The organism is Marinobacter litoralis (assembly GCF_003336705.1).
In the GTDB taxonomy this organism is placed as follows: Bacteria; Pseudomonadota; Gammaproteobacteria; order Pseudomonadales; family Oleiphilaceae; genus Marinobacter; species Marinobacter litoralis.
Genome location: NZ_QMDL01000001.1, coordinates 70,804 through 90,625, shown reverse-complemented (window position 1 = coordinate 90,625; position 19,822 = coordinate 70,804). Strand labels below are relative to the sequence as shown.

Sequence of the window (19,822 nt, the reverse complement as noted above, 5' to 3'; positions counted from 1 at the left end):
CGGCCTCGCCCCGTGGCGTGACCTAAAACCATCTGCAACCCAATATACGGTTCTATTCTCATGACAACTAAAGTGGCTGGTGAGAATCAAGGTAGATGTCACCAAGCCCTCTCCCTAGCGTTATAGCGCGTAGAACAATGGCTCTTCATCCAAGTTCAAGGTTTTGGATATGACCTGGAATGAGGCTCTGGCGGCCTGTAAGAAGCACTCAGAAACCACCTTGAGCTTTTGCTGACCGACAGACGCTCGCTGGGGTCTTTGAGAGGATGCGTGATAGTCCAACTTGCGGGGAAGTAACAGCTGAAAACAATAGGGTATCGCTCCTTCGTTCACTTCTACTTCTCCGCCTCACGCTTTCCCAAGAAGTCAGCTTCGGGCAAAGACGACAACCTATAACTCTCTGTTTTTAAACACCAATTAGCTGCCCCGTTATTGACATTAAGTCATAACTAAAGCCCAAACCAGAGCCAACACCAATAGTCCTTGCATGAGTTCTCTATCTAGTACTAGTCCTGATTGAGTAGCCCTTCAACTATGAGTCATACCTAGAACACTCCCTGACTAACCTGGGGTCAACCGGTCAATGACTTAGTTACCAACTCCAGGCTAATCAGGGAGCTTATGCTCATAGACCTACCAGTGAACTGACTCCTCCCTCTATGCCTCCGAAACTATTGGATAGAAGCCCAATCGTTCGTAGTACTTCTCCATCATAAGTTGTCGTAACAGGTTCTCAGCATCTTTTGGCACAACGAAAGAATCATGAATTCCTAGACACGGCACTCCGTTGCTCGCCAGCACATCCATTATGCCCAGAGCAATACAGCTCTCTATGTACTGAAGCTCTCGCCAAAGCGTATCGCTCATAGCGTCTTTGATAATGGGGTTTAGCCTTAACACCGTCTCCAACAAAGCTTTCGCACCAAGCCGTTCTGGCAAAGTTGCAGCACCCTCCTGTTTAGACTCCTCCTCTTTTAGCAGTTGACTAAGAACACGCACTGCCTGTTTCTCATCAGAACAATTCATGACTCGAGTAGTTGCGGCTTTTATGAGCGACCGAGGAAGGTGGGGGTCAGCATAACAATCAGTTTCAGCTTCAACGCCCCTAGAGTGGTAGAGAATACGTATCTGATGGGACTTGTAATCCAACTCAACCGTCGGCCTACCGTCTATAGTGAGCGTCTTCCGGCTTTCCTGGGATATGCATTGGGCACGGCAATACACCCTACCTCCACCCTCAAAGTCATCTCTAAAACTCCTCGTATAATCAAGCATCGTCGGAGGTAGAAACTCTCGGGTCATTTTTCCCTTGGGCAAAACCGTAAATCGATGAGCCTGACAGACCTCGGTAATGCGCAAGAGCTGATCACGAAAACTACGTGTCGTATCGTCATCCTCGTAGTCAACCGATAGCTTTACAGCGACCGGCTTACCCTTAATGGTTTTGACTTCTTTGGTCTTTAAGTAAATAGTCTCGCGGTGATCACTCAATTGCTCAAGCCACATGTTCGTTGAGGTCTGCTCGAACCACTTGATCAACTTGTCAGTGAGGCTATAGAGCGTGCTGATACCGCTGAAATGTCCCTTCCCTCTGTATCCGCCGCCAAGCTTTGTTAGAAACCCCGCACATACCATTTGGTCAATTATCTTGCACCATTGCGTATGGCCGATAGCGTTTACCCTATACCGACTCTTTGGCTTGAAGTTCTGATCTCTTCTCGGCAGGCATAAGGCGTACAAAGCAGATGGGTCTTGAGTCTCTTCCTGAAATCGACTCAGGCTTAAACCGGCTAACAAGATAACGGACAAACTGTCCAAGTAACCCTGTCTGTATCGCTTTGAGTAACCACCTAAAGAGCCGAGCAACTCGTTGACAGGAGGGCCGACAAGCCCATCGCTACAATCGCCAGGCACGACACCTACCGAATACACTTTAGCTCCCAAAAGCGCCGATGCTTTATAGTTTTCGCCAACGAACACAGGTAGAGCGATTTCAGTTACGGACTGCTTGCTGTTCAGTAAATATTGGGGTTTCGAGTTCATTAAAGCCTCCCTATTAGGTTCTCCTCTTAGGGCCGACTAAACTCGCTCAAGAAAATCCCAACATCGAGACAATCCCGACATCGATCTCATTGATTTTAAAGTATTTTTTTGTGATACCCTTTAAGTCCAACAAACAACAAGGAGGATGTCATATGGCCGGAAATCTCACACCATCAGACAAACTGGCAGCAAACATGAAGCGGCTTTCTGCTCTATATCCGCAAGAACTCTGCTTCAGAGAGGTTCAAGCGCGGAAAGACCACATAGACCAATTCGGTAACTCTATTGCGCGAGGTGATATCTACTACTGCTACGAGGAGGGTTATCAATTTGAAAACTACGGCAAGCTATCCATTAAATCAGCAGAACTGCTTACCGAAATTCTCATCGACCGAAACCCCTCTTTACGAGAAGCCACCGACCGAATCAATGAAGAGAGAGAGGCGAAACTAAGGGAGAGCATGCGGGCTTTCATGGAACAGTGACTGCTATCCTGCGGCTCTCACGGTGAGCATTGGGGTGGTTTTCTCGGTCATCCATACAAGCCTCGGCAAAACACGCCAACGAACAATACTCAATGCGGGGACGGGCTTATTGCGTCAAAAACAACTAGCTTCCCACCCCGCTACTGATTACACCCCAGCGTCATCCATTCAACTTAGGCATGACACGGAATCACAACTATCATCGATCAAGAGACGCGTATATCGTCTGACGACTTACCCCATACTTCTCCGCCAAACGCTTCTTAGAAACACCTTCGGCAATTAGCGCTCGTATCTCTTCAACTTGCCCAGGACTTAACTTTGGCTTCGCTCCGATTTGCTTGCCTTTTCTCTTAGCTGCTTCGATACCCTCGCGCTGACGTTCATTGATCATTGCCCTCTCAAACTCCGCAAAGGCACCCATCATTTGGAGCTGGAGTCTTTGAAAAGGAGTCTCCTCGCCAGTGAAGGTCAACTTCTCTTTATGGAACTGCAGTGTCACACCCCGTCGTGTTACTTCCTCAACAATATCTAGAAGATCGACCATGTTTCGAGCAAGCCTGTCGATACTATGCACATGGAGCCAGTCACCCTTTCTGACGTGCCTGAGACACTCCTGTAGCGCCGGTCTATTTCTATTCTTACCACTGACCCTATCAGTGAAAGTCTCGTCAAACTCAATGCCAACATCCACAAGCTGGCGGTCAGTGTTCTGATCAACAGAGCTGACACGAATGTAAGCAACGTGATGTCCTTTCAATTCACAACCCTCAATGAACCATGATGTCCATAAAACTCTAAGACTTACATAGACAGAGTGTCAATAATTAAAAAAACGAGTTATATAGACACAGAACAACAAGGGCTGAGGGCTAGGCGGCATTGGTGTCCAACAAGCTTACTTAACTGGACACGAATCAAAAAAGCGCCCACTAACGTTGTCGCAAGAGAAACAAACAACGACACGTGAGCTTCAAACCAAAACACGCTGGGAATACTAAAGCAGGTCACACCACGCCCCCTCCGTGAATTCTGAAGTGCACAATCACGACAGCTTCATTGAGCCACTAAAATAGCTAGCACGTTACTCAGCATAGAAACCTCCTTAAACTGATGATAAGGATGTAAACGCCACTGCGTTGAAGAGTACGCCTCAAGTGGGTAAACTTTACTGTCCATTTCTGAGGTTACACATGAGCGACAAATTACGCTGTATCGAATTATTCTGCGGCTGTGGCGGCATGTCACTTGGCCTCAAAAACGCGGGTTTTTCTGTAGAGTTTGCTGCTGATCTTGAAGCAAGTGCAGTAGCGACCTATAACAAGAATTTTGAGCGAAGCGCAACGCAAGCAGACGTAAACAAGCTAACTCCACAGCAGCTTTTAAGCATAGTAGATGTTGAACGTGGGGAACTAGACCTCATGTCCGGCGGACCACCCTGCCAAGGGTTTTCAAAACAACGGCGTGGGGCGCATCTGCTCGAGGACAAACGCAACTTCTTGATCAAGGATTATGTACAGCTAATCGATGGAGTGATGCCCAAAGCATTTATCCTCGAAAACGTTGCTGTGTTTGGCCAAAAAAGAGGGCAAGCGTATCTCGAAGAGCTCTCAGCAGCTTTACATGATGAGTATTACCTGAACCCCAACTTCTACAACTCTGCCGATTTTGGGCTCGCTCAGACGAGAGAAAGATTCATCCTTGTAGGGATTAGAAGAGATATTGCAGGCAGGTTCGATGCGCCCAAGCCAAGCGTAAAGACTTGGAAAACCGTAAAAGAGGCAATCGGGGACCTGCCACCTCCTCCAAGCGATTGCTCAGAGCACCCCAACTACCCAAACCATATGACTACGCGTATATCTGAAAAGAACCGGCTCAGGTTCTCTTTTGTTCCTCAAGGAGGCGGGTGGAAAGATATACCTTGGGAACATCGCCTTGAATGCCATAAAGTAACAGACCCTAAGGCAGGGGGCTGGCCAGACGTTTATGGCCGATTAAGCTGGGACAAACAGTGCCCTACAATCACAGGCGGGTTTGATAGTTTTACTCGCGGTAGATATGGCCATCCAGAGCAAAATAGAGCCCTAACCCCAAGGGAAGCCGCTCGATTACAAGGCTTCCCAGATTGGTTCGTCTTTGCTGGCAACCGACACCAAGTTCGCCACCAGATCGGTAATGCGGTCCCCCCTCCTCTTGCTCAAGCAATTGGAGAGAGTATCAAAACCGCATTAGCAGGCGGCGGCACCGCGCAAGAATCTGTAACTACAACAGCCTCCCAATTTAGCCTTGCAATATAATCAAATCTCAGCTGGCTGGGCGACTAACTATTAGCCCCCAGCCACGCGGGGAGGTCATCGTTAATCATGCAATCGATTGTCCTCATGTTACTTCTTGAGTCCTCCATTGCCAGCAATGCTGTAGGTGGGGGGTCTACATAATAGTAGGCATCCAAAGGATCGAGCAGATGGCGATACAGCCTGTCATGTCCGCTTAAAAATGTATACGAAACCCCAACGGTTACCCCTTTTTTCCTTTTTCTCTGAACATCATTCAGAACAACCGCAATAAATTTTGGACGCTGGGAATGGGTCTGCTGGTAGAAAAACTTGTCGACATAGAACATAACCCCTCTATCTTTCGTCGTAGTTTTCACACCACAAACGATACAAGGAGGTGTCAGGTCCATGTTGTTTTTAATTTCATGGTTTCGCGGCCTAACTAGCTTATCAAAACTTAGCTTAAGTACTTCGTCCTCAGCCGTACCCAAAGCTGCCTTCACCTCATCGCTTAAGGCCTCAGCTTCCTGGATATTGAACGCTATAGTACCAGAGCTGACCGAGTACTGACTCGCAAAAATCTGACCCACTAGCCCCTCAAAAAATTCGCCAACTATCTTTCGGGCACTTTGCGCATCAGATATCAAGTCAAGATATGCACCAACGCTTTGCTGCATCGTATATATAAGCCTACGCTGATCGTATCGGAATGCAGAGCCGGCTTCAGGATGCGCCTGCCCGAGATATTCAACGATGCTATCAGACCATTTTGAAAACCCTTCCGTAATGAACAGCTCAATATTTATCGGACGGACACCCTCATTGGCGGAGCCCTTATCGTGGCGCATCGAATAGCCGTTGAATTCGTCTGTATGCTCGGTATTAGTCATCACATACTGATGACACTTAACAGAGAGATCAAACAAATCCTTGAGGTTTCTTTTTTTGTAATGTTCTTTTATATCGTCAACGCTAGGGTAAGACATAAACCACTCTCTAATCAGATGGCTTTTCATCCCCAAACAATGCATTCACACTGACATCGAGAGCTTTCACAATCTTCAGAAGGTTAAGAACTGAAAAGTTCCGTTCGCCCCTCTCGACAGAACCAATATAAGTCCTATGCATGCCACATAAATCAGCCAACTCATCCTGCGAATACCCTCTCGCTAATCGAGTTTGACGAATCCGTGCGCCGAGTTCGGCAAGTGCTTGTTCAGAGTGCTTTTTCATCACCAAAGTACACCCGAACGATGACTCTCCGTCGACAGACTATGAGTAGCATTAAGACTAAGACAGAGATTAAGTTGGAAGGAGCTCCGAAAAATAAGGACTGCCCAACGCAACAGACCTAAAGCTCCAAATTAAGTTAGAAATCTATACTCTCGTTTACGGCCTGCAGCACGGGGGGGTATGGGGGGAAATCCACGTAGGGCTCTCTTAAAAAGGGGGCTCAAATTTTTCTGACAAAAACTTTTGGTCAAACCTGTTTATGAGTTGAGGGGTTACAGGTACAGTCCACACTCCGCTCCCCCCCCAACCTCATGAAACTGAACAGAAAGCATGAAGCTAGCTCTTACCTCCGTCCTAACTCTTTTAACTGCTATTACCCACCTACCTAACGCTGCAGCAGACACTCTTACTTTCCGCAAAGCCAAAGAGTTGTCTCGAGAGGTAGTTTACGAAGATCAATCACAAGCTTTAACTGGCACGTTCTACTGCGGCTGCTCTTGGTCATGGGCAGGAAAGTCTGGCGGACGTATAGATCACCTCTCCTGTAACTATGGGGTCAGAAAGCAGGAAAACCGAGCTGCAAGGCTTGAGTGGGAGCATGTAGTCCCCGCATGGGTCATGGGCCATCAGAGACAGTGCTGGAAGGAAGGCGGAAGGCGTAACTGTCGCAGCAATGACCCATTGTTCTCAGTTATGGAAGCCGATATGCATAACCTCGTGCCTGCAATCGGAGAGGTCAATGGCGACCGCAGCAACTACAAGTTCGGAGTGATTTCAGGTGAACCCAGGGCCTACGGGCACTGTGACGTTGAAATCGACTTCAAAGAACGCGTTGTAGAGCCTCGCCCTGAAGTTAGGGGGCAAATTGCTCGCACTTATTTTTACATCCATGACCGCTACAACTTGAGCATGAGCAAGCAACAGCAGCAGTTATTCATGGCTTGGCACAAACAATTCCCCGTCACCCCATGGGAACTAGAGAGAAGCCGGAGAATTGCCCAAGTAACAGGCGTTAATAATCCCTTCGTGACAGGCGAACAGTCTTGGAAGATCGGACACAAGAATAGTGGCTCTGGGTTATCTGTTCAGTTAGCTCAAAGTAACAAATCTAAGCACTCCGAGTCAGACCCTCGATACCAAGAGGTCAGAGGCAACCGGAACAGTAAGGTGTTCCATCTGTCAGTCGGTTGTCCAAGCTATGACCGAGTGTCCCCAAAAAACCGTGTTTCCTTTACGTCTGAGGCTGAAGCAGTGGACGCTGGGTATCGCAAGGCAGGAAACTGTCGCTAACAACGGGAGCTACGACGTGCCTCTGCCAGCACTCAGCAATCGTGATGCTTTATAGCTTCTTCAATGATTGTCGGATTAAATACAATATCAGCCATGCTGTTGCCCGAGCTTTCCCGTCTCCCATGCGGCACACTTTGCTCCAGACTCAATTTTTGAGACATCGCGAATACAAACTGGAGTTTTGTTGTGTCGTACCCCCGACCAGCACAGTAATCATGAACACTGATGCACCCCGCCAGACGGTCTGAGCCGACCTGAACCGACATTCTTCCCGCCAACTCGTCAATACGGTTTTCGTGCTCTATAAACTTTGCCTTGGTCTGGCGCTCTAGCTCTTTAGTCTTCTGCTCAAGCGCCTCTCTAGCCTTAATCTCTTGCAGCAATATTTCTGTTGCTCGACGGATTTCTGAAGAGCTTTCATTTTTCGTTGGAGGTGGGTAGGTTCCATGCCTTTGAATGGATGGCAGCACATCGTGCAGAACCCAGCGTTGAAACTGTTTTGCTGCTGGACTGGTGTCCCTCATAACCACCCGAAATAGTCCTGGTTGGGTTACGTATGTCTGGTGCGGAAGGTCATAGCCTCTCGTTTGAGGTTCGCTTACTACCTCATGCTCATCCGACTCTAGCGCTTCAATCTGAGCAGCAAACAATCCTTTAAATCCTTTACCTGCATCACCTCCAGACAGCCGACCATTCTCCGCTGCCAACACTCTCACAACGTCAGCCAAGCTGAAGAGGACTTCCTCGCCTCTCATGATAGTTCTAACTTCTTGATGACCCGCAGTCCCTGGGTATGACAAGACGATTTGGTTAAAAGATGCAGATTCCCTCACAACAACTCTCCAGCTCAATATCAGAATAAAGCCAACATTACCATAAACCAAAATGCCCGTTAGTGTGGTGACTTGACTTGCCCGAACACCAAAGCCATCATCCCTAGATTGATAGTACCTTTAACTGGTACACAAAGCGACACCAGATAGACTGCAAGCACTTGATTCAAAAGCACTTAATCTGAAGCCAAGAGAGTCCTCTCCTCGGCACCATTTCCTTCCTCAGGAAATGGCATCGAAAACACCCTTTTTTGAATCGCTCAACAAGCCCTAATGCTTGGTCTTTTTCTTATCCGTTAAAAAAAGCGGCAGTCGCGTAGACGCACCGCTTGTCGCATCCCCGATTTTCTAGCTATTCAGAAACTTCACCCTCTAGCCCGTCGATCAAATAATCCGTGAGGGTCTTGTACTCATAACTTAGCTGCGCATATGCGACTCCGCTTCGCTCTTGAACAGGCTCACCACATGCCGTTGTGTTGCCGGCTCGCTTCAGCTCAGCTTGCTGAATATGGTTTACAGTTTCTTCGGTGACACCGTCTTGGTTGAGCCTTGGGTAGGTCAAATTCCACCGGAACGCGCCGCTTTCCGAATCTACACGCCCAAGACTCGCTGCGGCAGAATTTTGTACCGGATATTTCAGTAGCCGCTGAACATTCAATTCGGGACCGCCCTCCCCGCCGTGCTCCAAGGGAGGCTCACTGTAACTGCGGAAGTCGTATTCGTAGGCACTCTCATAAGAAACCGGCCCTTCAGAGAGAGTTACACCGAACAGCCGGGTCACATAGGGGTTTTCTAGAACAGCGGGATCATCATCGGGATTCTTCGGCGTACAGACATCGCCTGACCCTGCCTCCAAGAACGCAACCGCACGCTCCACTTCACCGCCCGCTTCGGATTCAACGCGGTACCCACTAACCCAACTTCTTTTCGACTTATCCGCCTCCTCCATGACCTCTGATCCCTCAGCCGGCGAGTGCTCAACCAAAAATGAAATCGTCCGATCGGGAAGCCCTGGAACAGACTCAACCACGGCAGTCTTATCCGCCCAGCTCCATACAATCTCCGGACTTCCCTCCAGTTCAGTGATTTCTGGCTCTATACCTTGGGTGTCCTTATGGCACAGGGTCTCAGTATCAAAATAAGCACGCTTCTTTTCCCAATCGAAAACGATTTGCTCATGAGTACCGCCTTGTTCGTAGAGCTCCTGGCCTTGGTCCGACAATGACGCACTGGGCAACCACTGCGTTTGCAGTAATCCCATATAGCCATCCACCTGCACCAGCCGCATCAATTCAGGCAACGATGGGTCCATGCAGCCCCGACTGGACACCGACAACAACTGCCCGCCTTCCGAATAGTCAAAGAACAATTCGGCCGACGGACTCAGGTCTCTTGAGGGCAACTTGCTGTTATCAGCAGACACTTTGACCGCGGTCAAAAGCACGGGGTTGCTGAGCTCAATGGGAACAACAGGCAATGCCAGCGTATCCACGTCGACGTTGGCATACCCACCGGTTGCCGCAGCGTCCACCAAATCCATCACCTCAGCGGCATTCTGAACTAACGAGATACCCAGTAACCGCACGGACTCTTCTGTTAAGAAACGCTGCTTCCCATCGCTACCACTTTCAGCCAGAAACGCGTTGTAGTCGTCCGGGATTTGGCTCGCCATAAAACGAACTAACGCTCGGGCATAAGCATGGGCCCTGTCATCGCTGGCAAGCACATAATCGTTCAGCAAGTTCAGCCCGTTCAGGTCTGCAAACCGTTCCGGAGGAATGAGGCCCAGCTTTGGGCTAATGGAGTTCCCCACAACAGCACGGTAGCGTGCCAGCGTGGTCAGCGGCGTCACGTTGGTCACACCAGGGCTGGCCGACATCAGGAAAGCGCGCGCGACCGGCACCTCACCGTGACGGGTTTCTTCCACGGTTTTGCCCGGCAACGCCAGCGCATACAGCGGATAATCTCTGGGGTCTAAATCTTTGCCCAAAGTGCCCGGCACATCGAGCTCGGAAATATCGAGATCAAAGCGCCCGCCAGCAACGGTCATGGCCGTGGGCTCGCCGTTGGCCAGCGTGTAAGTTTCACCGTTCGCCAATGAAACCTCGAGCGGACCCTCGCTATATTGCCCATCGCCATCCAGATCCAGCCAAACGCGAGCGTTCCGAAGGTAGCCATCAATAACGCGCCCCGAATAAGGCGCAGGCTTGCTGTAGCCAACGCCGTCAAAATCACGACCATCAACCGGCAGTTGGTCTGAATCTTCGCCACAACCGGCGAGCGCAAGCGTTAAAAGGGGGACGGAAAGACTGAGCAGGCGTTTCATCACGGCAACCATTTATCCTTGTTAGAAGGTTGTGCCGTTACTGTAGGGAATACCGAAGCCGGAGACCTTGACCGGCTTGGCAAATTGTAAAGTTTGGTAAACGACAGGCCTGATCGCTCAAAGCCTGTCGTCTGGAGGGATATTAGAACGAGCGGGCGACGATTTCTTTCATGATTTCGTTGGTGCCGGCATAGATGCGTTGCACACGTGAGTCGGCCCATGCGCGTGCAATCGGGTACTCCCACATGTAACCGTAACCACCGTGCAGCTGCACGCACTCGTCCATGACTCTGCATTGCAGGTCGGTGGTGTGCTGCTTGAGCATTGCCGCGGTTGGGATGTCCAGCTTCTTCTCCAAATGAAGTTCCAGGCAGCGATCCGTGAACACGCGGGCAGCGGTAATTTCAGCTTTCAGTTCCGCCAGTTTGAAACGGGTATTCTGGAACGCCACAACCGGCTTACCAAATGCTTTCCGCTCTTTCACGTAATCGAGAGTCCACTGCCAAGCTGCTTCCGAAGCCGCTACGGCCGTGAGAGCCACCTGCAGCCGCTCAGCCGGCAACTCGCTCATCAATTGAATAAAGCCTTGCCCTTCGCGGCCACCCAACAGATTCTCTGCGGGCACTTTCACGTCCTGAAAGAAAAGCTCAGACGTATCCTGCGCCTTCATGCCCACCTTGTTCAGGTTCTGCCCCTTCTCAAACCCTTCAGCGGTTGACTCAACGATGAACAAACTGGTGCCTTTGGCGCCCTCTTTGGGATCGGTTTTCGCGACCACCACAACCAGATCCGCTAACTGACCGTTGGTGATGAAGGTTTTGGAACCGTTCAAAAGGTAGTGATCACCGTCTTTAATGGCCGTGCTTTTCACGCCCTGCAAGTCAGAACCGGCACCTGGCTCGGTCATGGCGATGGCACCCACCATTTCCCCGGAAGCCAGCTTGGGCAGGTAACGCGCTTTCTGCTCGTCGGTACCCCAGTTATAGATGTAGGGGGCGACGATATCCGAGTGAAGGCTCCAGCCAATGCCGGTCAAACCGGCCTTGGCCACTTCTTCCATGACCACAGCGGAATAGCGGAAGTCTGCCCCTACACCGCCGTATTCTTCAGGCAATGTCGGGCACAGAAAGCCCAGCTCGCCGGCTTTGTGCCAGATTTCCCGGCTGACCTGGCCGTCTTTTTCCCATTGTTCATGGTGAGGCGCCGCCTCTTGCTCGAGAAACTTACGAACGGAATCCCGAAAACCTTCAAGATCGGCATCAAACAGAGTACGTGGAATCATGGCAGAACCTCGCGTGTCGAGTGGCTTGTTTTTATCTTTAACCAGTCTGTGACGAGGGAGGCGCGCACTCAATGGTGAAAACCATCAATCGCTTTGGCCAAAACCAACGCAAGCAATGGCCCTACTCTGCTTTCTATTCTCCCCAGCGCGGAACCAACGTTTGCGGAAGACCCAGATGATCAAGAATCCGCGCCACCATGAAATCCACCAAGTCTTCAATCGATTGCGGTTTGTGATAAAACCCGGGGCTCGCCGGCATGATGACAGCGCCCATGCGGGTAAGTTTGAGCATGTTCTCGAGGTGCACTTCTGAATAAGGGGATTCCCGCAGCACCAAAATCAGCGGCCGGCGCTCTTTCAGAGCGACATCACCGGCACGCTCAATGAGATTGTTGCTGGCACCGGTGGCTAACGCCGATAGTGTCCCGGTGCTACAGGGGCAAATCACCAGCGGGGCTTTTTCACCCGACCCCGAGGCCGGAGCCGAGAACCAGTCTTCACGACCAAACACCTGAATCTGGCCCTCGTCGGCACCGGCGTATGCGGTAAACGCGTCGGCCATAGCAGGCGGCGAGCCCGGCAGGCGGAAGTCGGTTTCGGTGGCAATCACCACCTGCGCTGCGCGGCTGACCATCACGTTCACCCGGCAACCATTGGCCACCAGACACTGAATCAATCGCAGCGCATATTGGGCGCCAGAAGCGCCGGTGATAGCAAGATTAACGACCTGAGGTGCCTCAGCCACGCACTTTCTCCAATTCGGCGACCAGTTTGCGGTGAATACCACCAAAACCACCGTTGCTCATGATGACAATGTGGCAGGTTTCCGGCAGTTGTTCCAATGCGCGGGCAATCAGCGTCTCGACAGAATTCTCGACACTGTGATGATCCAGCTCTCCGTGTTCTGCCCGCCAGCTTTCCACCAACTCCGGCAACCAATCCATATCACTGAGATTACCCCACAGCACCCGGTCTGCTGCTGCCGTGCTGGGGATCAGAGTTTGCTGGTGCACGCCTTGCTTCATGGTGTTGGAACGAGGCTCGATGATGGCCAGAATCGGCTCGTCACCCACCTGATTCCGCAATCCTTCCAATGTGGAGGTAATCGCGGTGGGATGATGGGCAAAATCATCATAAACGGTCACGCCACCAACCTCCCCCACTCGTTCCATGCGGCGTTTTACGCCGGAGAACCGGCACAGGGCCGCCACTGCATGATCCGGCGTCACGCCCACATGGCGCGCTGCGGCAATGGCCGAGAGCGCGTTACGAACGTTGTGTTGACCGGTCAGATTCCACTTCAATACCGCCACCGGCTGCTCATGGTGAATCACCATAAACTGGCTGCCGTCTTCCCGTAGGAGTTCCGCGCGCCAGTCGGTGGTACGGGATATTTCGCTGCCAATGGCGGTGTCCTGAACCGGACTCCAACACCCCATATCCAACGCCTTGTCTAAATGCTTATCCACGGCGGGGCGAATGATCAGCCCTTGCGACGGCACCGTGCGTACCACATGGTGGAATTGGCGCTCGATGGCCTCGACGCTGTCGAAAATATCCGCGTGATCGTATTCAAGGTTATTAAGAATCAGCGTATTCGGGCGATAGTGAATAAATTTGGAACGCTTGTCGAAAAACGCACTGTCGTATTCATCGGCTTCAATGACAAAGAAATCACTGCTACCCAACCGGGCCGACACCGGAAAATCCTGTGGCACGCCGCCCACCAGATAACCCGCATCGAATCCCGCCTGATCCAAAATCCATAACAACATAGAGGTGGTCGTGGTTTTTCCGTGGGTGCCAGCGACCGCCATCACCCACCGGTGTCTTAGTACTTCCCGAGACAACCATTCCGGGCCAGACATGTAATCGATACCGCGATTAAGAACCGCCTCAACTTCTACATTGCCCCGAGACATGGCGTTGCCGATCAACACCAAATCGGGCTTGGGCTCCAGATTCTCCACCCGGTAGCCTTCCATCAGCGCAATACCTTGGGCCTCAAGCTGTGTGCTCATGGGGGGATAAACACCTTGATCGGAACCGGTCACCGTATGACCCAGTTCCCGCGCAATCACGGCCAAACTGCCCATGAACGTGCCACAGATGCCCAAAATATGTATATGCATTAGGATATTGCCTCCGATTTGAATCCTGCCAAGCCTCTACCATACTTTCTGCGGGGTCAAGAGTCGGCATCCCCTCATGAAAAACGACCGTGTTTGGCGTATCATTCGCGGCAACTTTGAACCAGCAGGAGGCTTGAGCCCGCGATGGCGATCAAGAACGCATTTTATGCCCAATCTGGCGGAGTAACCGCCGTCATCAATGCTAGCGCATGCGGCGTTATCCAGACCGCACGCAAGTACCCGGATCTGATCGGAAAAGTCTACGCCGGTCGCAACGGTATCATCGGTGCCCTGACCGAAGAACTGATCGATACCAGCCTGGAATCAGATGAAGACATTCAGGCGCTGATCCACACACCGGGCGGTGCGTTCGGCTCTTGCCGCTACAAGCTGAAGAACTTTTCCGAAAATCAGCGTGAATACGAGCGACTGATTGAAGTGTTCCGTGCCCACAACATCGGCTACTTCTTCTATAACGGTGGCGGCGATTCCCAGGACACGGCTTACAAAGTGTCTCAATTGGCCGACAAAATGGGCTACCCCATCACCTGCATTGGTGTTCCCAAAACCGTCGATAACGACCTGCCGTTCACCGATTGCTGCCCGGGCTTCGGCTCGGTTGGCAAATACATTGCCACTTCGACTCTGGAAGCCAGCCTGGACATCAAGTCCATGTGCGAAACTTCCACCAAGGTGTTCATTCTGGAAGTGATGGGCCGTCACGCTGGCTGGATTGCAGCCGCAGGTGGCTTGGCCGGTCAGGAAGAAGGTGAACCGCCTCACATCATCCTGTTCCCGGAAATCCCGTTCGACCGCGAGAAGTTCCTGGCCCGTGTTGATCAGTGCGTGAAAGACTACGGTTACTGCGTGGTTGTAGCCTCTGAAGGTGCCCAATACGACGACGGCCGCTTTGTTGCCGACGCCGGCGCTAAAGATGCCTTCGGCCACACCCAGCTGGGCGGTGTCGCTCCGGCTCTGGCGAATATGGTCAGACAAGCTCTGGGCCACAAGTACCACTGGGCTGTTGCGGACTATCTGCAGCGCTCTGCTCGCCACATCGCGTCTGCCACGGATGTTGAACAGGCTTACGCAGTTGGTGAAGCCGCTGTGGAAATGGCTCTGGCCGGCAAGCAGGCACTGATGCCCACCATCGTGCGCGATCAGGCCAAGCCTTACCGCTGGTCGATCGGCGAAGCCAATTTGAGCGAAGTGGCGAACCAGGAAAAGAAAATGCCCATCCACTACATCACGGATGACGGCTTCGGCATTACTCAGGACTGCCGCGACTACCTTCAGCCGCTGATCGAAGGGGAAAACTTCCCGCCTTTTGAAAATGGCCTGCCGAAGGTTGCCAAGCTGAAAAACCAATTGGTCGAGAAAAAGCTGAAGACAGAATTCAAACTCTGATCAGCGGACCTGAAAGCAAAAGCCCGGCTACTGAGAAGTAACCGGGCTTTTTTGTGCCGCTGAGGCGTATCTGCGGAGTCTGTTTTTACACGCCGTGACGACGCACGTACGCGAAAAACTCATCACAACCACCGACGTATTCAGACCCTACCAGAATTTGGGGTACCGTATGCACGGGCTGACCGATCCGCTCAGCCACATCTTGCTTGCTCAAACCCTGCTCGACCATATCAATCCAGGTATAGGGAATGCTCTGAGATTCACACAGGTCTTTGGCTCGCAAACAAAAACCACAACTTGCGCGACCGTATATCGTGACCTGTTCCATAACAACCTCCTGCATCAAGGGCTACGCCTTGTGGTGAATAAGACAAAAACTGTAATTGCGACAAATAATGACACGCGCAGAAAAAATTAAAAATTGATCCTGCGCATAGTGCTCATAGTAAGCACCGATACTTAGCGGGAGGCCGAGTTCAGGTTTTCAGGCGTTTCAACTCTCCATCCAATACCTGAACCTGGCCGTCAAGCGCTTCACCACTTTGGCGCACTCGCTGTGCCAGTTCACGCAGGTCCGTAGCCGCATCCCCGATATTAGTCAGGTTGCGGTTGATCTCCTCACTCACGGAGCTTTGCTCTTCGGCCGCCGTCGCCACTTGAGTGACGTGCTCAACGATTACTCCGATACGGTCAACAACCGTGGCCAGAGAATGGGCCGCTTCCCGGGTGCCATCTACAGCGCCGGAGGCACGATCTACACCATGCTGAATCACCGACACGGCCCCCGTGACATCGCCTTTCAACGCTTCGATCATATCGCTGATTTCGTCGGTGGATTCACGGGTTTTCGAAGCCAGACTCCGTACTTCGTCTGCCACCACGGCAAATCCACGACCTTGTTCGCCCGCGCGAGCCGCCTCGATGGCCGCGTTTAACGCCAGCAAGTTCGTCTGTTCTGCGATTCCGCGAATGACCTCGATGATCCGGTTGATCTCTTCGCTACGCTGTTCCACATGCCCAATCGCCGAACTGGCCTGCCCCATATCATTCGCCAGCGCATCAACCTCTTTAACCGCTGCGCCCAGGGTGTCTTGGGTAAACTGAATGCCGTCCCGCGCAGCACGGGCGTTATCGGCCGCTTCACCGGCAAAACCGGCCACTTCACCCGCCGCTGCGGACATTTCATTCATTGCGGTAACCACACTGTCGATATCGCCGTGCTGCTGGCCGGTTTGGTCATCAATATCCCGGCTGACCGTGCCCATGTCGGTGGCCTGGGCCCGCACCTTGATATTGACCGCTTTCAAGTCGCTGATCATTTCTCTCAGGCGGGCAAGGAACTGGTTAAAGCCGCCCGCCAGGTCAATCAGTTCCGCGTGGGTATCAATCTTCAGCTCTCGGGTTAGATCACCTTCCGCGCTCGCCAAATTTTGCATCCGATCCCGAATCTCATTCAAAGGCCTTGTCACCGAGCGCACCAGAAGAATCAGTAGAGCAATGGCAATCAACACCACAACCGCTGCAACAACTGCCTGCCGCGTCGCAGTAGTTGTCACATCAGAGTCCAGCAGAGCGATGATTTCGCTCACATGGGCCAACGCCACATCTCTGGGCAATTCGATTAACAGTGACCACTCGCTCCCAGACAAGGCAACCTTGACTGGGTGCGCAACCGCAAGCGTGTGGCCATCATCGTAACCGCCGTCCTGTTTGTGCAGACTGACAAAATCCGATGCCAGCTCTGGCATGGCCTCCTGAAGTGGCCGCCCCAGATGTTCCCGATAATGACTGGAAGCAGCAATCAGACCTCGTTCACTCAGCAAGGTGACTTTCGATTCACCATTAAACAGTCCCTGACTGACCTCTGTCACCATGGTTTGAAGCGTGCTCAGATTGATGTCGATACCGACCACTCCGGCAAACTGCCCGTCACTCAAAACCGGTACAATAAGGCTCGTCATTAGTTCCGAGTAGCCGTCCTCGATTTCATAGTCGTAGGGCTCCAGCAGGCAAGGCTGAAGAGAATCCATCGCACACAGGTACCACTCTGCCTCGCGGTCACCAAACTCATTGCGGGCATCCAGATACTTTTCAGAGGGATCTTCTGTGCGACTGAACTCGATTTCGCCCTGAGGGTTCCGAAAATAGTAAATATCTAACGTGCCTTCATCACTGCTGTGTTCTGCAGCACCGTCTTTGAAAAACTCGTCTAAACCATCGTAGGCATCAGGCTCAAATTGGGCATAAATGGCGCTGATATCAGACTGTTCCTGCAGAACGGCTCGAAGTGCATCCTGCAGTGCCCACCGGCTCATCCGCCCGAACTTGTCGTTTTCTATGTTTTGGCTGATCAGAATCCGGAGCGTTTCCGGTGTTTGGTAGGCGGCTTCAAACTTGCCGACCACTCGCTCCCCATATTGGCCGGCAGTTGCACTGAGCTGGTCCACCACAATACCCTGCACGGTATCGCGCGTATCATCGGACAACCGCTCCTTCATCGATCCCAATGACCACTGGGCGGTCAAAACAATACTGAGACTGAGCAGCAACAACAGCGCGATCACTAAGCCGTATAGCTTGAAACGGAGCGATAGGTGTTTCATAGAACGTAAAACCCATTAAAGTAAGCGTTAAAACCCATAGTAGAACATGGAGCGCCCATGGCGTACCTCACCCTGTTTTTGACATCTTTTGCAGCAGCCACCCTGCTACCCGCGTATTCCGAGATACTGCTGGGCACTTTGGCAAATCAAGGGCTGCCCCTGTTCTGGCTTTGGCTCGCGGCTACCCTCGGGAACACATTGGGCTCTGTTGTTAACGGGGTTATCGGCCGGCAGGTCGATCGCTTTAAAGACAAACGCTGGTTTCCGATTAGTGAGATGCAACTGCACAAGGCCCGAAACCGCTTTAACCGGTACGGTCAATGGTCACTGTTGCTCGGCTGGCTGCCACTGGGCGGGGATGCCCTGACACTCATCGGGGGCGTGATGAGGGTACCCTGGCTGAACTTTATTGTTTTGGTAGGAATAGGCAAAGGCCTTCGCTACGCCCTGGTCATCTGGGCGGTTGAGAAAGCCTTCAGCTAGCGTTACTCGGGGTAGAGATAACGCCGGAGAATGTCTTCGCCGTTAAACTCCGAATACAACACGGCGATAAAGGTATAAACGCCAATCAGCTTTCGATTCAGGAACACAAATTCCTTGGGCGGCACCCGGAAGTACCGGCTGATAGCCGAGCGGGCGGCCTGCTTGGCAACGCGCGACGGTAAGTCGCTTTGCCGCCAGCGGTATTCACCTTGGCTGTTTACGGCGTAATCCGGCCACTCGCTGCGATCTTGGGCCAGAGGCTCCAATACCGACATACACACAGCACCAAACTTTTCCAACACCGCTTCCGGCCAATCCCGGCTCATGAAGTTTAGCGTGACCCCGCCATCAATCACGGCTTCGAGATCACCTTCATAGGACGCCCGGATCATCTGGATCACGGGCGCGAGGAATTCATCTGAATAGCTTTGCACGGCGCCGAAATCGAGCAACACGATTTTGTCCCGGTGGTTATCTTCACCCGGCTCGTCGGCAATTCGGATTCGATAGTTGCCAAAGTTCGGGTCGGTCTGGATTTCGCCCCAGTCGAACAGCTCCCGGAAGAATAACTCAAGAGCTGCTTTCCCCAGCTCACTACGCCGAGCCTGGGGTAAAGCCGCTACTTCAGGCGAGCCCACAGAATAGCCATGCTCGTAGGTGGAAGCGATGATGTGATCGGTCGAATATTCCGGCAGCACCCGCGGCACAACGAACCGTGTGTCTTCAATGAGCATGGTCCGGAATTTTTCAGTGGTGCGAGCTTCCAGCCGATAATCCACTTCGCGGTGCATCATCTCCCGAACTTCTTCCAGCCAGTCATTAAACTCCGGGCCAAAGCTAACCAGGCGGGCGACTTTCAACAACTGGGCCACCGCGTTCAAATCACTGTCTACGGCATCCGCTACCCCCGGATACTGAACCTTCAGCACCAGTTCCAGCCCATCGCGTTTCCGCACTGCGCGGTGTACCTGCCCCAAAGACGCGGCCCCGATAGGTTCGGGGTCTACCACCAGCTCCGCCAACCGATCAGCGCCTATTTCTTCCTTCAGCACACGCTCTATGGCTGGCCACTCCAACGAAGTAGTCTGATCTTCCAGGGTATGCAAGGCTTCGGTCACTTCGTCCGGCAAAAAGTGTTCGCCGTATAAGGCCATTACCTGGCCAATCTTCACCACACTGCCTTTGAGTTTGCCCAGCTCATCCACCAGAAAACGGGACTGGCTCGACAACATGGCCCGGTGCCGTTGATCACGGGTTTCTCTGCTGCTGAACCAGTTAGTGGCCATGTGGGAGGCCATGCGGGTTCCGGCGAACAAGCCGGCCTTGGTCAGAGACAGTCGGCGCTCAAAGCTGCCAGTCTTGATGCGAGAAACAGATTTTGCGGGCTTTTTGGTAGACATGAAGAACCTGTCTTAATGTGGGGTGTTCG

Annotated in this window: 17 protein-coding genes; 5 read left to right on the top strand and 12 right to left on the bottom strand. The window is 52.1% G+C overall.

Going from position 1 to position 19,822, the window contains the following annotated elements; all coding sequences use genetic code 11:
• Positions 1-657: 657 nt before the first annotated feature.
• On the bottom strand, positions 658-2,043 hold the full coding sequence (locus DOQ08_RS00435; protein ID WP_114332949.1) for a hypothetical protein: 1,386 nt from the start codon (positions 2,041-2,043) through the stop codon (positions 658-660).
• 152 nt (positions 2,044-2,195) lie between these two features.
• On the opposite strand from DOQ08_RS00435, the gene DOQ08_RS00430 reads away from it, so the two are divergent.
• Positions 2,196-2,528 (top strand): hypothetical protein, encoded by a 333-nt coding sequence (locus tag DOQ08_RS00430; RefSeq protein ID WP_114332948.1) that lies wholly within the window; start codon positions 2,196-2,198, stop codon positions 2,526-2,528.
• 199 nt (positions 2,529-2,727) lie between these two features.
• Here the strand turns inward: DOQ08_RS00430 and DOQ08_RS00425 are convergent, their stop codons facing one another.
• Positions 2,728-3,288, bottom strand: coding sequence for a recombinase family protein (locus DOQ08_RS00425; RefSeq protein WP_114332947.1), 561 nt, complete (start codon positions 3,286-3,288; stop codon positions 2,728-2,730).
• Between the two features lie 433 nt (positions 3,289-3,721).
• Between DOQ08_RS00425 and DOQ08_RS00420 the strand changes: the two genes are divergently transcribed.
• Positions 3,722-4,825: a DNA cytosine methyltransferase gene (locus DOQ08_RS00420; RefSeq protein ID WP_114332946.1), complete on the top strand. Its 1,104-nt coding sequence runs from the start codon at positions 3,722-3,724 to the stop codon at positions 4,823-4,825.
• Positions 4,826-4,848: 23 nt separating this feature from the next.
• Here DOQ08_RS00420 and DOQ08_RS00415 read toward each other — a convergent pair whose 3' ends face one another.
• Together DOQ08_RS00415 and DOQ08_RS00410 are read right to left on the bottom strand one after the other, a co-directional pair.
• A complete protein-coding gene (locus tag DOQ08_RS00415; protein WP_114332945.1) occupies positions 4,849-5,790 on the bottom strand; it encodes a hypothetical protein in 942 nt (313 codons plus the stop codon).
• Between the two features lie 10 nt (positions 5,791-5,800).
• Complete coding sequence (locus DOQ08_RS00410) at positions 5,801-6,037, bottom strand: helix-turn-helix domain-containing protein (protein WP_114332944.1); 237 nt, start codon at positions 6,035-6,037, stop codon at positions 5,801-5,803.
• 330 nt (positions 6,038-6,367) lie between these two features.
• On the opposite strand from DOQ08_RS00410, the gene DOQ08_RS00405 reads away from it, so the two are divergent.
• Entirely contained in the window at positions 6,368-7,327 is a 960-nt protein-coding gene (locus DOQ08_RS00405; protein WP_114332943.1) for an endonuclease, read from the top strand.
• Positions 7,328-7,359: 32 nt separating this feature from the next.
• Here DOQ08_RS00405 and DOQ08_RS00400 read toward each other — a convergent pair whose 3' ends face one another.
• The 5 genes from DOQ08_RS00400 to mpl form a co-directional block, all read right to left on the bottom strand.
• On the bottom strand, positions 7,360-8,160 hold the full coding sequence (locus DOQ08_RS00400; RefSeq protein ID WP_114332942.1) for a BRO-N domain-containing protein: 801 nt from the start codon (positions 8,158-8,160) through the stop codon (positions 7,360-7,362).
• A gap of 352 nt (positions 8,161-8,512) precedes the next feature.
• The gene (locus DOQ08_RS00395; protein WP_114333853.1) at positions 8,513-10,486 is read right to left on the bottom strand and encodes a hypothetical protein; all 1,974 of its coding nucleotides are present in this window, start codon (positions 10,484-10,486) and stop codon (positions 8,513-8,515) included.
• A 142-nt stretch (positions 10,487-10,628) separates the two neighbouring features.
• Complete coding sequence (locus tag DOQ08_RS00390) at positions 10,629-11,768, bottom strand: acyl-CoA dehydrogenase family protein (RefSeq protein ID WP_114332941.1); 1,140 nt, start codon at positions 11,766-11,768, stop codon at positions 10,629-10,631.
• A gap of 133 nt (positions 11,769-11,901) precedes the next feature.
• On the bottom strand, positions 11,902-12,513 hold the full coding sequence (locus DOQ08_RS00385) for a flavin prenyltransferase UbiX (protein WP_114332940.1): 612 nt from the start codon (positions 12,511-12,513) through the stop codon (positions 11,902-11,904).
• A complete protein-coding gene (gene mpl / locus DOQ08_RS00380) occupies positions 12,506-13,900 on the bottom strand; it encodes a UDP-N-acetylmuramate:L-alanyl-gamma-D-glutamyl-meso-diaminopimelate ligase (protein ID WP_114332939.1) in 1,395 nt (464 codons plus the stop codon). Before mpl ends, DOQ08_RS00385 begins: the two co-directional genes overlap by 8 nt.
• Positions 13,901-14,044: 144 nt before the next feature.
• On the opposite strand from mpl, the gene DOQ08_RS00375 reads away from it, so the two are divergent.
• The gene (locus DOQ08_RS00375) at positions 14,045-15,307 is read left to right on the top strand and encodes a 6-phosphofructokinase (RefSeq protein ID WP_114332938.1); all 1,263 of its coding nucleotides are present in this window, start codon (positions 14,045-14,047) and stop codon (positions 15,305-15,307) included.
• Positions 15,308-15,392: 85 nt separating this feature from the next.
• On the opposite strand, the gene DOQ08_RS00370 is transcribed toward DOQ08_RS00375, so the two are convergent.
• Positions 15,393-15,635, bottom strand: a complete 243-nt coding sequence (locus DOQ08_RS00370) for a GrxA family glutaredoxin (RefSeq protein ID WP_114332937.1) — start codon at positions 15,633-15,635, stop codon at positions 15,393-15,395.
• A 148-nt stretch (positions 15,636-15,783) separates the two neighbouring features.
• The gene (locus DOQ08_RS00365) at positions 15,784-17,910 is read right to left on the bottom strand and encodes a methyl-accepting chemotaxis protein (protein ID WP_114332936.1); all 2,127 of its coding nucleotides are present in this window, start codon (positions 17,908-17,910) and stop codon (positions 15,784-15,786) included.
• Positions 17,911-17,967: 57 nt separating this feature from the next.
• Between DOQ08_RS00365 and DOQ08_RS00360 the strand changes: the two genes are divergently transcribed.
• Entirely contained in the window at positions 17,968-18,393 is a 426-nt protein-coding gene (locus DOQ08_RS00360; RefSeq protein ID WP_114332935.1) for a YqaA family protein, read from the top strand.
• A gap of 2 nt (positions 18,394-18,395) precedes the next feature.
• On the opposite strand, the gene DOQ08_RS00355 is transcribed toward DOQ08_RS00360, so the two are convergent.
• Positions 18,396-19,793 (bottom strand): ABC1 kinase family protein, encoded by a 1,398-nt coding sequence (locus DOQ08_RS00355; RefSeq protein WP_114332934.1) that lies wholly within the window; start codon positions 19,791-19,793, stop codon positions 18,396-18,398.
• Positions 19,794-19,822 lie beyond the last annotated feature (29 nt).